This is a genomic window from Mucilaginibacter ginsenosidivorax (genome assembly GCF_007971525.1).
Lineage (GTDB): Bacteria > Bacteroidota > Bacteroidia > Sphingobacteriales > Sphingobacteriaceae > Mucilaginibacter > Mucilaginibacter ginsenosidivorax.
Genome location: NZ_CP042437.1, coordinates 3,234,467 through 3,249,638, shown reverse-complemented (window position 1 = coordinate 3,249,638; position 15,172 = coordinate 3,234,467). Strand labels below are relative to the sequence as shown.

Sequence of the window (15,172 nt, the reverse complement as noted above, 5' to 3'; positions counted from 1 at the left end):
CACACAAATAAAAACGATAACAACGGCAACGGAATGCCGCTTACATAATTATTAAACAAACCAGCTTTTAGCTATGGGAAAACATAACAGAACTATTAAAATTATAATCTCGTCGGGTTTGATTTTATTGCTTGCACAAACAGTGGGTTTTGCACAAGTAATTGAACAGGTAAAAAACGGCTTTAACCAATACCGGCAGCGTAGCGTGCAGGAAAAAATATATGTACACACTGATAAAAGCGTGTACCTGCCAGGCGAAATTATTTGGTTTAAAACTTATAGTGTTGATGCGTCCTTTCATCAATTATTAAACTTGAGCAAGGTAGTTTATGTTGATGTTATAGATAATGCCCACAATGCCATTATGCAAGCCAAAATAGCCGCGAATTATGGCACTGGTAATGGCTCGCTATATATCCCCGTATCGGTAAGCAACGGCAATTATACGCTGCGGGCGTATACCAACTGGATGAAAAATTTCAGCCCCGACTATTATTTCGAAAAAAACATCACCATTGTAAACCCGTTGAAGTCGCCGGATGCCCCGGTAAAAGAAACAGCCGCTGCTTACGACCTGCAGTTTTTCCCCGAAGGCGGAAGTCTTGTAGCCGGTTTAAGCAGCAAGGTGGCCTTTAAAGTTACAGCGCCAAATGGCAATGGTGTGGCGGTATACCGCGGTGCTGTTATTGATCAGCATAACGATACCGTGGCGCGTTTTGAGCCACTAAAGTTTGGTATAGGCAGTTTTACATTTACGCCGGTAGTAAATAACAGCTATAAGGCCATTGTTAAAACCAGCCAGGGTAATAAACTGGTTAAGGAATTGCCCATAGTTAGCAGCCAGGGCTATGTAATGCAGCTAAAGGATAACGGACCCGATTTACAGGTTACCGTGAACAGCAATACAGGTGGCGGCGAAATATTCCTTTTTGCGCACACCAGGCAATTGGTTAAAGCTGCTTTGAGTGCTTCGCTTAACTCCGGAGTAGCTACGTTTAGCATAGATAAAAGCAAATTGGGCGAAGGCGTATCGCATATAACTATTTTTAACAACGCCAAACAGCCGGTATGTGAACGACTCTATTTTAAACGCCCTAAGCAGCTATTACAAGTAGATGCGGCTGCCGATCAGCCCCAATATGCTACACGAAAAAAAGTAAATATTAACCTGGGTACCAAAGGAGCGAAAGGAACTTCCGTGTTGGCCAATTTGTCGCTCTCGGTTTACCGGGTAGATTCATTGCAACAAATGGATGCCGATGATATATTTAGCTACCTGTGGCTTCGATCGGATTTGAGGGGCAATATAGAATCGGCAGGCTATTATGTCAAAAATCAAAATGCCGAAACTGATGCCGCCATGGATAATTTGATGCTGTCGCAGGGCTGGCGCAGGTTTCAATGGAATAATATTGTAAATGGAGGCTCGTCGTCATTTAACTTTTTGCCAGAGTATAATGACCACCTGATAAACGCGAAAATAACCAACACGCTAACGGGGGCACCGGCAAAGGATATCGTAGCGTATTTGAGTGTGCCTGGCAAAAGGGTACAATTGTACGCATCCAGAAGCGATTCATCAGGCCATCTTGTGTTTAATACAAAACAGTTATTTGGTCCGGGCGAAGTAGTTGCTCAAACTAATTCCGAGAAAGATTCAACCTACCGGATTGATGTTTTGAGCCCGTTTTCGGAGCAATACAGTAAACGTACAATACCTCAGTTAACCTTGACTGCCGATTTGCAAAAAGCCTTAGAGCAGCACAGCCTGGGCATGCAGGTACAAAATATATACGCCCTTAATAAAATCAAACGGTTTTATGATCCGGGTGTAGATAGCTCTGGTTTTTTTGCACAGCCTTATAAAACCTACCTGCTGGATAACTACACCCGGTTTACCACAATGGAAGAAGTACTGCGCGAATATGTGAGAGAAGACAATATAGTGCGCTCAAAGGGCAGATACCACATTAAAGTATTAAACGAAAAGGGGTTTTTAGACGGCGATCCTATTGTTTTACTGGATGATGTGCCCGTATTTAATATTGATAAGGTGATGGCTATTGACCCATTGAAGGTACGAAAACTGGAGGTAGTAAGAGACAGATATTTTTACGGCCCCACTGTAAATGAAGGAGTATTCAGCTTCACTACCTACAAAGGAGACCTTGGAGGCGTAGAAATAGACCCCCACGCCGTAGTTTTAGACTATGAAGGCTTACAGTTAAAACGCGAGTTTTATTCGCCGGTTTACGATACCGAAAAGGCAACTAATAGTCGTGTGCCCGACTTTAGGAACTTGTTATTTTGGTCACCAGATGTAAATACAAACACGGTTGGAAAGGGTCAGGTATCCTTTTATACTTCCGATCAGAAGGGAAAATACGTGGTATCGGTGCAGGGAATAAGCGAAGAAGGCGACGTCGGCGCGCAGTATTTTAGCTTTGAAGTAAAATAAAAAAATAAATTTTAAGAAAATTTTAAAAGGGATGACCGATAAGGTCGTCCCTTTTTGCGTTGATATTAAGATAGTTATGTCGTGTATAAAAGTCGACATTAACATTGCGAAATAGATGAAACAGCCAATAAAAGCGATTAAACCAATGTTTTTTAAAAAACCACTTGTGTAAACCAAAATGGTGCGTATATTTGCAGACCCAAACGGAGTGGTAGTTCAGCTGGTTAGAATGCCTGCCTGTCACGCAGGAGGTCGCGGGTTCGAGTCCCGTCCATTCCGCTGAAAACAATGTCAAAATTGCCTAAAAGCCTGTAAATCATCGATTTACAGGCTTTTTTGTTTGCCAAAAAACACCAAAATATGCATGTTTTAGCATAAAAAAGGTGAGCAATTCGGTGAGCATATTAAAGCTAAAAAGATGCTCACCAGAAACACCATAAGTAACTGATTTAGAAGATGTTCAGCGAGTGAACATCTTGATTGCAAGTGATGGAATAATCAATTTTGTTTCACTATTTAATTCATTTGTAATGAGAACTAACATCAATTTGCTTTTTTATTTAAAGAAGCGCTCTACCTACAAGAATGGCCCAGTGGCCATTTATCTGCGGTTTACCGTTGACGGCCAAAGAGCTGAAGCCTCAACTGGTAAAACTTGCGAACCTTCCCGCTGGAATACACAAGCGGGCCGTGCTATCGGCACCAAAGAAGACGTTCGTACCCTCAACTCTTATCTCGACACCTTACAAGCCAAAGCTCAGGATTTCCATCGCTGGATGACTGCAAACAATGAAATGGTTACCGCCGAAAGTCTAAAAAATCGTTTTATTGGTAAAACTGGAAAGGCACGCACTTTAATTACTGTTTTTGAAGACCACAATCAAAAGATGCGTAGCCTGGTAGGGCAGGAATTCGAAAAGAGTACGTTCCAGCGTTATGAAACAGCTTTAATGCATACCAAAGATTTTATGCAATGGCAGCACAATGTATCTGATATACCTATTACTAAAATCAATTTTGAATTCCTGAATGACTTTGAATACTATCTGCGGAGCGTGCGCAAGTGTGCGAACAATTCTGCGATTAAGTATATCAAAAACTTAGGCAAGATTGTCCGTATCTGTTTGGGTAACGGTTGGCTTACTGTTGATCCTTATCTCAATTATAAACCAAAAACAAAGAAAGTTCATCGGGTTGTGCTGACTAAAGAAGAATTGACAGCTATTGCCGAAAAGCAATTTCCCGTAGACAGACTGCGATTGGTTAGGGACATCTTCCTGTTTAGCTGCTATACCGGGCTTGCTTATGTCGATGTTAAAAAGCTTAAACGTTCAGAAATGACTAAGGGAATCGACGGCGATCTATGGATCCATACCAACCGTCAAAAAACAGATACTTTATCCCGCATTCCCATTTTGCCGGCCGCATTAAAAGTTATTGAAAAATATGAAGACAACCCGCAATGCATTGTCGATGACCTTTTGCTACCGGTGATGAGTAACCAAAAAATGAATGCCTATTTAAAGGAGATAGCCGACTTGTGCGGCATTTCCAAACTACTGACTTTCCATATTGCCCGGCATACGTTTGCCACGACCGTAACGCTTAATAATGGCGTTCCGATAGAAAGTGTAGCTAAGATGATGGGGCACACCAGCATCAAGACCACACAAATCTATGCTAAGGTAATGGATCATAAGATCAGTTCTGATATGGCCGCACTTAAAGTTAAGTTGTCGGCAATTAATTAAAACCATCAATTGACAAATATTCACAAATATTAGGCAGTTCGTATAGTTTTTAGTTAATTTTGGGTATGATAAAAGAGATCAATAAAAGAGTAGTATTAGTGCATTGGAAACGCTTTGCAGGAATCGATATTGATGTATTTTCAAGTCTTAAAGGTTTTTGCGACAGCTACCCTGATTTTAATTATCATACCCTCAATAATTACCTTTCCAAAAAAAAAATCCCATTTGAAAATGACGATGTTAAAATAGAGCGGCAGCCATTGATACAAAAAGTCACCAGGCCTAACCTGCCGCCTGTATTATTCTGGGATTTTGATTTTGATAAAATTGATTGGAGAAGGTCAAGGCTGACGATTATGGAGCGGGTGCTTGATAAAGGCGACGAATCTGATTGGAAGGAGTTGATACGATTTTATGGCCATGATAATGTTATCTACGCACTGAAAGAGGAAATTACTTATCTGACTGATATGACAACTGACCTTGTTTGTGAATATTTTCAATTGAGCAAAAAAGAGCTCAAATGTTACACAAAGAAACAGTTAAACCAGGGACACTGGATCTAATTAAAAAGCTGATGCGAGATCAGCAAATTAATTCATTTCATCTTGTCGGTGGAACGGCTATGGCACTACAAATGGGACACCGGGAATCGATAGACATTGATCTATTTAATTCAGGTGATTTTGACTCTGCGCAATTAGCAGATCACTTAAAAACACATTATGATGCCCGGATCAAACGGCAAAGTGGCAATTATATTAGCGGAAGTATATTAAATGTTGACTTTGACATAATAAGTCATAAATATCCAACGATTAGAAATATAGATCCACAAGAAGGTATTCGAATAATGTCTTTAGAAGATATAGCTGCTATGAAAATAAACGCAATTGTAAATAGTGGACGCAGAGTCAAGGATTTCATAGATATACATTATTTACTTAAGAAGTTTTCTTATGAGAATATAATGGACTTTTATCACATCAAGTATCCAAAAGCTGATCTCGTTATTGCACGTTTAGCCTTACTTTATCATGGAGAAGTTGACTTATCTGTTCCTGTGATTCTTAAAGACGAAAAGCTCACATGGGAAATTGTGAAAAGTAGTATTAACAGTGCAGTGTACGAATATGATTGGATGCAACACAACCCAGGATTTAATCGAGAGGGTAATGATAATTCTGAAGATACGGGAAGAGGCAGAGGCGGGTATCGAAGATGAGTGATACGGACTGCAATTTCATAATGATGCGGAGAATGCGGCATTTATTCTCCGCAAATTTGCGAAGAAAGAGATAGCGAGATAACTAAAAAAAGAGGCTGATCATAATAGATGATTCAGCCTCTTTAAATTATAATTAAAGACTCGACTCCTGTTAAAAGATATCCTTATCTCCTTCAGTCATCCATTCATCTTCAGCCATTACAATCGGGTCGAGCCAATCTGCTTTGTGCGTGGCCCAATCAAGCCAGTTGGTGTCAGGGCTGGGTATTGCGGCAAGGTACTCTCGAATAAGCTGGGCTTGTTTCCAGCGCTTTACCTGCGTTAGTAACTCTTTAAAACTCTCTCGCTCTTCATGCTGGTGTGCATCATGTTTTGCCTGAAGTTTGCGTTGCTTTTCCCAGTTTTCTTGCCATATACGCGCATTTTTTAAATACTCCTCTTCTTGCTTAGCTGATATATCCAGCTTAGCCATTATTGGGGGCAGATGGTCTTCTAATAGTTTGGTTTTTGAATCTCCCCACTCGGACTTTAACCTGTCATCAAGTCGAAATACTATCTTACCATTTGGCCGCCACTCATATTCCTGGTAGGGCTTATCCACCTTGAATTTGGTTGTTCGTTCTCGAAAATTGACCCTGAGTTTTACCTCACCAACAACAATATAATTCCCATCAGTAGTTATTTCATAAATGTATCCTCTGGCACGCACGCACTTAATTAACGTATCCATAAAACGAAGTGCCCGCCCAATATTGGATGGTGCCACGCGAATGTCCAGTTGCCCTTTTTTGGTTACAGCCATTCCAGGATAATTGATATCAGTCAATTTTTCCAAACTTTCTTTTGCAGCTATAATTAACGGATCAGGTTTTGTCAACCGTCCTGGTACCTTGAATGGTAATTCCTTCTGAGTTATTTCCTTAACGAGTTTTATTCGTTCGGAAGTTTTTTTAACAGGTTGTTCATGAGGTCGTTCTTTGAGTTCAATAAAATCTTGTCCGTCCCACTTTGCCGGCAACTTAGGTTGGCGCCTATGATGCCCTGCTTTAACTTTAGCCCAGGAACCCGTTTTGGGAACAGGAATATTCATGCGCAGACATATTTTACGAAAACCAACATCCGATATCTTATATTTCTTAGCAATCTCTGTCATTGGTAGCTCCCATACCATTTGGTAGATTTCTTTACGTGTAAATCTGATCATAAAACTGGCGCTGCAGATTTTAACTCATCCATGTTAAACTCACCCAGGCTTCGTAGATATTTCATCGTTATAAGCACTGATGAATGTCCCATCATTTTCTGAACCATATAAACATCCTTCGTACGGCGAAATACATCTATCGCAGCGGTATGCCGAAAAGAATATAATGTCTGTTTAGGATATATCAATCCATGGCTCAATAATATTTTCTTTTCCCGTGACCATTGTTTGCTGAAGTAATCATCATTAAATGGCTCGTTAATTAAACTGAATATATTGTCATCTCTTTTAATCCCGTCAAGAACAGGTTCCAGTTCGTGCCTTACATAATCGGGGACATAGACAACCCGAATCTTGCCGCCCTTATTCTCACTACCATCTAAATGGATCTCGGTGTTGTTAATCTTAAAATGCTTTTTAGTTAGTAGCCGTATCTCCTCATGAGGGCGCAATAAGCAGCCATAGGTCATCAGGCAGCAGCGATAAAGATTGATTTGCCTGGCTTTTAGAAAATTGAGCACTGGTTTTAGCTGATCCTTTTCATAAGCTAAATGAAGTGTAGGCTTGATTTTCTGTACTTCTGTTTTCTTAACCGTCATTAAAGATTCATCGATTAGTCGGGTAGCCGCGTTAAAAAGGGAGCTCAATTCACGCCTTTTATTCATGTAGCTCGTTGGAGATGAATTGTAACGTTGGAGGAATTCTTCGATTGTAGACGTCTTTAATTTCTTGATTGACATTTCACGGCCTTCTGGCCCTAAAAAGATCATGAACTGATTGTAGGCATAACGAAGGCTATCTCTATGCAGTTTACTGATGTCGGATGTAAGTTTTCTGTCGAGCGCCTGCTGAAAAAGCAAGCCAATGGATTTGTTATTTTTTTTAATTTTCATCCGGCAAACATGCGCTTATAGCACATATCGACTTTATTAAATTCTTTTTCTTTTTTGACAGCTATGAACAATACAGCCTTAATCACCGTGTAAGCAACTAAAAGCAAAGCCGGATAAAATGTCAAGGGCGAGCCAGCCGCTAAAAGCGAACAATACGGCTCGCTCGTATACCCTTGACATTTTATTCCGGATTGGACTACCTTTGCGATAGTGGTGAGTAAGGTAATCTCACGATACTAATTTATTTGTAGTTACCCATCTAATCAATTAGAGGCAAGGCTTTCCTGCAAATTTTTAAAGACTTCCACGAAAAAATGAGTTGCGAATTTTTTTAAATCCTCCCGGGAGGGCAAGAGACTTTTTGTCATACAAAAAGACATCTTGCAGTAACAAAAGCAACAGGTTTTTTGATAATGATTTAAAAGTATTTGATGCTTCGTAAAACTGAAAGAGTGATTTCCGGAAGCATTTTAAAAGCCGTTTTCGAGATTCTCAAAAACGGCTTGTCCAGTTTGGACTTAGATAGACAGATAACGTGATCGCAAGATTTGCAGGTCGCAAGATTTAGCGATAATGTGATCGTGAGATCTACGGATTACAAGATCTACCGATCTCGCGATCGTAAGATCGGTAGATATCAAGATACCTCCTCCTGCCAGGAAATCAGGCTGCCTTTTATAGGATGGTAAGATGGGCTATATTTAATATAACCTAATTCAACCAACTTCTTAATACATTTATGATAGGTATCGGTAGACCTAATATTGCTATAGGACATCAGTATCCTACGACTCACTGAAAAAGGAGTAATTCCATCATTCTGCTGTAAACAGATAAATAAAGCATTATAGAGGCTTGAATGACTTATAAATAAACTCGGGTCTTCTTTCATTTTCATAACCCGCTCATTGTACACCTTAAATTTATTGATTTTTATAGCGGGTGTCATTGTTTACCTCCTTCCAGAACTTTTTGAATGTCCTCCAGCTTGTAATACATCATGCCGCCAATTTTAGTGAAGCTAAGCGTACCATTGATACGCAAATTTTGCAAAGTACCAGGTGAGATATTCAGTAGTTTTCTCACATCCTTGCTCTTTAACCACTGCTTGCCTGGTCTTTTTTCAGGCTGAAGAAGAGCTTCAATTTTTTCCAGGATTCTTTTTTCGAAGGCATCCAGAGCCTCTGTTGTTACTAATTCATTTGGTCGCATTTAATTTAGTTAATAAAATAGTTCGTCGCGCCATTCGCTGACCTATGGGATTGGCGGGTTTTAATCTGCAATTGATTTAATTGCAGTAGTTCTTATCTAAAACAAATATAAAATAATGTTTTGACAAAATAAAATATAACAAAACAAATGATTAATTTTGACATATTCAATCAGCAAACGTCATAATTAGGATTGAGCGTTTTTGTTTAAGTCTGATTATGTATTGCGGTTTAATCAAAAGCTACAAACATCAAAAGCAGTTAAATCGCATCAAATAGTATTTTAAAAAGGTGAATAAAATTAGTTACAAGACATATTTGAATGATCGTTTGAAGCAGGTTGACTTCCACGGACAGCTAACCTACCCCTTATACGTGCAGGTAACTTATGAGCGAAAGACTATATTTTTTAAGAGTTATTATTTCGAGTTGTTCTCCAAACCCAGGTACAGTATGGCAAAGCCAGATGGTAGCATAAAAGGGCCTGAGATGGAACAGGTCATCGAAAAGGAAAACGAAGTGATCAGTTTTGTCATTGATAAAATGAAGGACGGATTTTCGTTGGATGCATTTAAAAAAAACTATGCTTATTTCAGTAAGGACCTTTGTGATGTGACGGAATTTGATTTTATCACTTACTTGTATTTATTCTTTGATGACAAGAAAATGCCACACATGGCGGAATTGATAAAATGGGGTACCCTTCAATTGGTAACTTATGACCTGATCATGGATTTTAAAAAAGTACTTAAAAAGTCTTTATATGATAAGCTTATTGAGCAAGCATTTCAAATGGCACCGCCATATCTGCAATTATATAGCTTTATGATGCACACTAAAAAATGGCCAATGCTCTGCCTTACGATGAGGGAATGGGATAATGTGGAAACGATCAAATCTTTTAAGGAATATGTGGAAGTACATTATCCGAAGTTAAAGTCTACAATATTGATTGGACAGGTGAATAACTGGCCAAAATATCGTAGAAGAGTTTAATAATTTCTATTCAAATTATTAAATCGTTATATTATGTATTAAAGACTCTCGAAAAAAGGTTGTCAAAGAAATATTATTATTTCAATTACTATTTTTTATAGCTTAGACGAATAATACTAACCTTACTTCACTTTTGCGTACCGAATTACAAATCTTAAAAGCCTATCACGGTGATTGCTTCCTGATAAAGACCTTTGATCTGAAGGAACGTTCTTTTACTATCCTTATTGACGGCGGGCCACCCACTACTTTTAATTTCGCGTTGCGGACTGCCCTTAAAGAGATTCATATAATCGACCTCCTGATACTTACTCATATCGATTCCGACCATATTGGAGGGCTGATTAGCTTTGCCGAGAACTCGCGCTTTAACGAGATAGACACCAAAAAATTATGGGTCAATTGTGCCAACCTGCTGCCTGTCGGCCCGGCCGGTGAACTGATAACATATGACCAGGGTGTTGTGTTGGAGCAATGGCTGGTTGACCGTAAAGTACCCCGGCATAAGTTCAGCGAACGGGTAACCACAGACCTGGGTTACCAGTGCATGAACGGATTGTGTTTTGAAATGTTGTCGCCCACACCTGCCATCCTGGATGCCGTGGCAGCGAACTGGCCGGAACTTTCCCAGGAGTATAAAGAAAAGCTGGCGGCTATAGCGATCACAAACAATGCACCCTCCCAGGTCAGGAAAGGGACACTAACCGAACTGGCAGCAATGCCGTTCCGTCCGTCAAATACGGTCAACCGCGACCTGTTCAACGCGATGTCTATCGCCTTTGTCCTGCGAACGCCGGATCTCAGTTTATTGCTGCTGGCCGATTCGCGGCCGGAAGTTATCAGTGCGAGTCTTAACGCGCGCGGTTATAATGATACCAACAACCGCCTTAAAGTCGACTATGTTAAAGTTTCGCATCACGGGAGCAAGAACAATACTTCAACCGAAGTGCTTGATATAATCGATTGCAGCAATTTTATTTTTTCGACGAATGGTGGAAACGGTCGGGCAAAGCACCCAGATAGGGAAACGATCTCGCGCATACTATACCATCCTAAGCGTGACAAAACCAGGCGGATCAAATTGTATTTTAACTATCCAATGTCGGAAATTACAGCGACCAGCGGCTTACTATTCACCGCCGCCGAACTGGAGGCGGCGAATGCCGAATATTTTGATGATGTTTGTATATTACCTTAAAGATGCCTCACAATTTACTTCATAAATCCTGTGTCCGGACCAAGATCTTGTTTGACGGTGAGCTGGTGAACCAGGGCAGCGGTGTGATCGTTTGCCATGACGGCAAATATTATATCCTAACTGCCGAACATTGTATCAATGGTGAGAAGGGCGAATATGCCGGCCTGCCCTGTGAACAGATCATTGCCGAATACCAGCATAATTATACTTCGGAATTTTTACCCATTAAAATATTAAGCAAAGTTCGGGATGATAAAGCAGGGGATTGGGCTTTGCTGGAAATCGAAAAACCCGAAATCGACTGTGACTATATGGCCATTCTCTGCGGGGATGAATTCCTGTCACACGAGCCTGTGCATTTCCGGGGTTACCAGGGGGTGAACAGTAATGAGCCCCGTACGTGGGAGGCCACTGTCATCGATATTGCACCCAACGAGTTTAAGATATCGCTTAAGGATAAAAGCTTTGAGCAACTCGGCGAAGCCGGGGCAAAAAAAGCGAAAGGCTTATCGGGGAGCGGCGTATATATTATTCGCGCTGATAAGGTTTACCTGCTGGGCCACCTGAAACAGGTGATCGGCGAGATCGCGCTTAATGACGATATCAAGTGCTGCAAACTCAAAAATTTGCAATCCTGTCTGGCCAAGGAACTGGTTGACCTTAGCGATATTGGCCAGATCTCATTATGGGAAAAGGCTGCTGAAAAGAAAATCACCGATGAGGATGTCCAAAACTGGATTGCACAACATGATGACCATTTTAATAACCTGATCCGTAAAAGCCGTGTATTATCTGCAAATGAGGGTAAAGCTGATGAAAATGCCCGTAACCGGCTCATTCGATTTTTGGACCAAGATTATAAAAACAGACAGATCAGCGACCGGAGCACACTGATTACCGAATATGAAGCAACAGCAGAAACATTCGAGGAGGCCGTTAAGGAAGCTTATACCCGTGCGGTCGCAGACACTGGAGCTGCAAAAGATCTGCTGTTAAAATTGGAGAATGAGTTTGCAGCGCACATTAAGGATCTGGTTGGCGATAAAAGCAATAAGATAACCCTGGAACTTGCACGACATAAAGTTACCTGGTGGCTCATGAATTGTTCATTTGATTTTACAGAGTAATATGATTGACGTAAAACTTGACATAAAGGCTATTCCGGTACCGCTTCGTTATCAGCCAATTTATAAGATCGTCATGTTGCTGGCTGTGCTTCGTTATGGCTGCGCGAAACCGTACGCGGCGACATTTCTTAAACTTCACCTCTATATGTGGGCGTTACGCTCTAATGAGAACCAGCAAATCCTTACCGCAATTAAAACAAAGACACGGGACTCAATAGTACCCTGGGTATTTGAACCTGCACTGGATCAAGTCATCACATTGGCCGTGATCAATGATTTTTGCAGTCGCACTATCCGGGCTGCCGATCTGCAAATCGAAATAAAAGAAAAGGGTTTGGAATTCCTTACCAAACTTGAAGCGCTTGAACTTTTCGCTGAAGATATAGGTCGGGTGAAAGATATCGGGGTTGTGCCACAAAGCTTAATTGCGGCCGTTAATAAAAAATGGGAGTTATACTAAGATGATCAAATTAAGAAGATTAAGACTGGTTATCCTGCCTGCGGGTACGATCGACAACACAGAGAAATATGGTTTTGATATCCCTTTTTATTCAGGGTTGAATATCATTGCAGGGCAAAACTCAAGAGGTAAATCCACGATTGGTTCGAGCATTTACTATGCGTTGGGCATGGAGGAATTACTGGAACTCGGTGCGATGAACGAAAAAGCACTTGGCAAAGCATTAAAAACAGAATTTGAAACGACCGATCCGGTAACCGGCGATATCATCGCCCATCGGGTATCCAGATCGCGTATCGCTTTGGAAATCGAAAACGATCGTGGCGAAATAGCAACCATTGTTCGGTTAATAAATTCCGGTGAATTTGATAAATCCGGGGATCTGAGGACAAAGAAGGCACGCGTGTTTAGATCATCCATTGCCGACATCACTAATGAAACGGAAGTTCAGGCTCTTTTTATCCGTAACTATAATAATAATACAGATGAATATGGTTTTTACCATTGGCTGGCAGAATTCATTGGGCTTGATCTGCCGGAAGTAGTCAACAGTAAAGGCAGAAGCCCACTCTACCTCCAATCCATCTTTTCAGCGTTGCTGATCGAGCAAACCAAAGGCTGGTCAGAGTTTTTGGCAACAATGCCTTTTTATGGCATTAACCGCGCAAAGGAAAAAGTGATCGAGTTTCTATTAAATCTTAAAGAGCTAGCCATTTCGACCGAAAGAGACGATATCGAGCGCGAAGAAACACGATTAACAAAAAAGTGGGAACAGACTGTTGCACGCCTAGATGGCCTGGCTGCCGAATTGAACGGTCATGTCCGGGAATTACCGGAAAATGTAACACCAGATCAGGACAGCCTGAAGATCGTTGCCTTAATGGTAAGAGATGAAGAAGAGCAACGTGAAAGAACACTCAAATCTCTGCTGGGAAAGCAGGAAACCAAATTGTCTGAGTTGATGCAATTACCAGTAAAAAAGGTTGGCGAAAACAAAGAGCACATTCGCGAAAAATTAGAGATTTTATACGGGCAGCAAATTGACTTCATGAAACAATATGAAGAGTTTGATACCACCCTTAATCTCCAGAAATCACAGCATGAAAATATTACCAAGCATTTAGGCAATGTCAGTAGAGAGTTGGTTGCGCAAAAGGGTATTAAAAATGTGATCGAAGAGTCTAAGTTGATTACAGATGTATTTGATCAGTGCCCAACTTGCCATCAAACTGTTTCGGACGATCTCATGAAAGCAGAAGGCGTAACTATTGAAAAATACACACTTGACCAAAATATTTCCTACCTAAGCGGGCAACAGGGCATGATGAAAAGTTCGATCAATAGTTTACGAACGATCATCGATGAGAAGGAACTGATGCGCAAATATTATCTTAATAAACAGCGCAAATTAGAAGAAGAAATAAAAGTAATCCTACGTGAACTTATCGAAGATGATCGGGATTACTCCGATGTAGACAGCCTTAACCGGGTACGTTTGGAAAAAGAAGTAAACGATCTACGCTATGCAGAAATGCGATTTGACCGTTACATACTCGGCTTAGGTGAAATTGCAGCTGAGTACCAAGTTTTACTAATTAAAAAAGGCAAGCTGGAAACCAGGGTGGCCGAAGATCGGAAAACACTGACCGATTTTGAATCCATTTTCAAAAATCAGTACCTTTTTCCGATGGGTTACGACAGTAACCAGGCTTATAATATTTTCATCCAGTTAAACGAACCTTTCAAGTATTTTCCTGTATTTAAATTTAACTCAGAAAGTGAACTGCCGCAATCCATCAAAACAAATTCATCAGCATCTGATTTTGTTCGGACTATGTGGGCCTATTCGCTGAGCCTGCTTGTCGCCGGAAAAAATCATCCGGGTTTGTTATTACTTGATGAACCGGGGCAACATTCGATACGCAGTCAAAACTTGCAGACTTTGTTCGAAAAAGCTGCGGCAATCAAAAATCGACAGGTCATTATTTTAACATCAGTCCAAAAAGTATTGATCACAGAAAATGACAAACCAATAGATAAACTTGACTTAGACGCCTTGTTATCAAAATTAATAGTGAACGAAGATTACCATATATTCCGTTTACCTAACGACGGCAAAAGTATTGTAAGATTATCTTAAAGTACATACCGATGATTAACTGGATCAATCAAAAATTAAATGTCAATCTCGACCCTAACGGCCTAGAGAGCATTAAAGACTTCTCACTAATCTGGAACATATTCGAGCGACAGGTCGGCGGCATGCGATTCACTATTAATACAGCCGAAGTGTCTTTGAGCCAAAACCAATTCCAGCAAGCCGAGTTCCAGACCTGCTACGACTACTTCCGCAACCGTTATACTGGCGATGCGGTAGCACTGAACCGCTTCGAGCATTTAAATTTCCGGCCGAATGACCGCCAGGCATATGTCAGACAAGTACTGGAGGATCCTGCCAGCTCGACAGCCAATATTGTTTTAGCTCTAACAATCATTGTTTACCGCCTGCGTAATAACCTGTTTCACGGCGAAAAGGACATGCGCTTTATCGACGGTCAGGTAGATAACTTTGAACAGGCTAATGCTTTTTTAAAAACCTTATTGAATTATTATCCTTAAAATAATGATTCAAATGTACGTCGATTT

At 40.6% G+C, this 15,172-nt stretch carries 13 protein-coding genes and 1 tRNA gene; 11 read left to right on the top strand and 3 right to left on the bottom strand.

The genetic code is table 11. The features are described from left to right. The first annotated feature begins 73 nt into the window (after nucleotides 1-73). The 5 genes from FSB76_RS13565 to FSB76_RS13545 all read left to right on the top strand — a co-directional run bounded on the left by FSB76_RS13565 (nucleotide 74) and on the right by FSB76_RS13545 (nucleotide 5,434). Nucleotides 74-2,458, top strand: a complete 2,385-nt coding sequence (locus tag FSB76_RS13565) for a hypothetical protein (protein WP_147054152.1) — start codon at nucleotides 74-76, stop codon at nucleotides 2,456-2,458. 205 nt (nucleotides 2,459-2,663) lie between these two features. Further along, a tRNA-Asp gene (locus FSB76_RS13560) sits at nucleotides 2,664-2,737 on the top strand. Nucleotides 2,738-2,988: 251 nt separating this feature from the next. Next, the gene (locus tag FSB76_RS13555) at nucleotides 2,989-4,209 is read left to right on the top strand and encodes a site-specific integrase (protein WP_147054150.1); all 1,221 of its coding nucleotides are present in this window, start codon (nucleotides 2,989-2,991) and stop codon (nucleotides 4,207-4,209) included. Nucleotides 4,210-4,274: 65 nt separating this feature from the next. Then, nucleotides 4,275-4,775 (top strand): DUF6922 domain-containing protein, encoded by a 501-nt coding sequence (locus FSB76_RS13550; RefSeq protein ID WP_147054148.1) that lies wholly within the window; start codon nucleotides 4,275-4,277, stop codon nucleotides 4,773-4,775. Then, nucleotides 4,733-5,434, top strand: a complete 702-nt coding sequence (locus FSB76_RS13545; RefSeq protein ID WP_147054146.1) for a nucleotidyl transferase AbiEii/AbiGii toxin family protein — start codon at nucleotides 4,733-4,735, stop codon at nucleotides 5,432-5,434. Before FSB76_RS13550 ends, FSB76_RS13545 begins: the two co-directional genes overlap by 43 nt. A gap of 154 nt (nucleotides 5,435-5,588) precedes the next feature. On the opposite strand, the gene FSB76_RS13540 is transcribed toward FSB76_RS13545, so the two are convergent. From FSB76_RS13540 to FSB76_RS13530, 3 genes are all read right to left on the bottom strand, one after another. Then, entirely contained in the window at nucleotides 5,589-6,641 is a 1,053-nt protein-coding gene (locus tag FSB76_RS13540) for a hypothetical protein (protein ID WP_147054144.1), read from the bottom strand. Continuing rightward, nucleotides 6,638-7,534, bottom strand: coding sequence for a tyrosine-type recombinase/integrase (locus FSB76_RS13535; RefSeq protein ID WP_147054142.1), 897 nt, complete (start codon nucleotides 7,532-7,534; stop codon nucleotides 6,638-6,640). The genes FSB76_RS13540 and FSB76_RS13535 overlap by 4 nt, the downstream gene beginning before the upstream one ends. Nucleotides 7,535-8,479: 945 nt before the next feature. Further along, nucleotides 8,480-8,746: a helix-turn-helix domain-containing protein gene (locus FSB76_RS13530; RefSeq protein WP_147054140.1), complete on the bottom strand. Its 267-nt coding sequence runs from the start codon at nucleotides 8,744-8,746 to the stop codon at nucleotides 8,480-8,482. A 452-nt stretch (nucleotides 8,747-9,198) separates the two neighbouring features. Here FSB76_RS13530 and FSB76_RS13525 point away from each other — a divergent pair, with 452 nt between their 5' ends. The 6 genes from FSB76_RS13525 (at nucleotide 9,199) to FSB76_RS13500 (ending at nucleotide 15,145) form a co-directional block, all read left to right on the top strand. Then, nucleotides 9,199-9,741 (top strand): hypothetical protein, encoded by a 543-nt coding sequence (locus tag FSB76_RS13525; RefSeq protein WP_225976506.1) that lies wholly within the window; start codon nucleotides 9,199-9,201, stop codon nucleotides 9,739-9,741. Nucleotides 9,742-9,874: 133 nt separating this feature from the next. Then, complete coding sequence (locus FSB76_RS13520) at nucleotides 9,875-10,939, top strand: ComEC/Rec2 family competence protein (RefSeq protein ID WP_147054136.1); 1,065 nt, start codon at nucleotides 9,875-9,877, stop codon at nucleotides 10,937-10,939. 2 nt (nucleotides 10,940-10,941) lie between these two features. Beyond that, nucleotides 10,942-12,066 (top strand): serine protease family protein, encoded by a 1,125-nt coding sequence (locus FSB76_RS13515; RefSeq protein WP_147054133.1) that lies wholly within the window; start codon nucleotides 10,942-10,944, stop codon nucleotides 12,064-12,066. A 1-nt stretch (nucleotide 12,067) separates the two neighbouring features. Beyond that, nucleotides 12,068-12,526: a hypothetical protein gene (locus FSB76_RS13510; RefSeq protein WP_147054131.1), complete on the top strand. Its 459-nt coding sequence runs from the start codon at nucleotides 12,068-12,070 to the stop codon at nucleotides 12,524-12,526. A 1-nt stretch (nucleotide 12,527) separates the two neighbouring features. Then, entirely contained in the window at nucleotides 12,528-14,666 is a 2,139-nt protein-coding gene (locus tag FSB76_RS13505) for a coiled-coil domain-containing protein (protein WP_147054129.1), read from the top strand. Between the two features lie 11 nt (nucleotides 14,667-14,677). After that, nucleotides 14,678-15,145 (top strand): hypothetical protein, encoded by a 468-nt coding sequence (locus FSB76_RS13500; protein WP_147054127.1) that lies wholly within the window; start codon nucleotides 14,678-14,680, stop codon nucleotides 15,143-15,145. Nucleotides 15,146-15,172 lie beyond the last annotated feature (27 nt).

Coding starts and splice junctions, on each gene's coding strand:
- FSB76_RS13515 (WP_147054133.1), top strand. CDS start 10,942: ATGCCTCACAATTTACTTCATAAATCCTGTGTCCGGACCAAGATCTTG.
- FSB76_RS13555 (WP_147054150.1), top strand. CDS start 2,989: ATGAGAACTAACATCAATTTGCTTTTTTATTTAAAGAAGCGCTCTACC.
- FSB76_RS13565 (WP_147054152.1), top strand. CDS start 74: ATGGGAAAACATAACAGAACTATTAAAATTATAATCTCGTCGGGTTTG.
- FSB76_RS13500 (WP_147054127.1), top strand. CDS start 14,678: ATGATTAACTGGATCAATCAAAAATTAAATGTCAATCTCGACCCTAAC.
- FSB76_RS13545 (WP_147054146.1), top strand. CDS start 4,733: ATGTTACACAAAGAAACAGTTAAACCAGGGACACTGGATCTAATTAAA.
- FSB76_RS13540 (WP_147054144.1), bottom strand. CDS start 6,641: ATGATCAGATTTACACGTAAAGAAATCTACCAAATGGTATGGGAGCTA.
- FSB76_RS13510 (WP_147054131.1), top strand. CDS start 12,068: ATGATTGACGTAAAACTTGACATAAAGGCTATTCCGGTACCGCTTCGT.
- FSB76_RS13525 (WP_225976506.1), top strand. CDS start 9,199: ATGGCAAAGCCAGATGGTAGCATAAAAGGGCCTGAGATGGAACAGGTC.
- FSB76_RS13550 (WP_147054148.1), top strand. CDS start 4,275: ATGATAAAAGAGATCAATAAAAGAGTAGTATTAGTGCATTGGAAACGC.
- FSB76_RS13505 (WP_147054129.1), top strand. CDS start 12,528: ATGATCAAATTAAGAAGATTAAGACTGGTTATCCTGCCTGCGGGTACG.
- FSB76_RS13530 (WP_147054140.1), bottom strand. CDS start 8,746: ATGCGACCAAATGAATTAGTAACAACAGAGGCTCTGGATGCCTTCGAA.
- FSB76_RS13535 (WP_147054142.1), bottom strand. CDS start 7,534: ATGAAAATTAAAAAAAATAACAAATCCATTGGCTTGCTTTTTCAGCAG.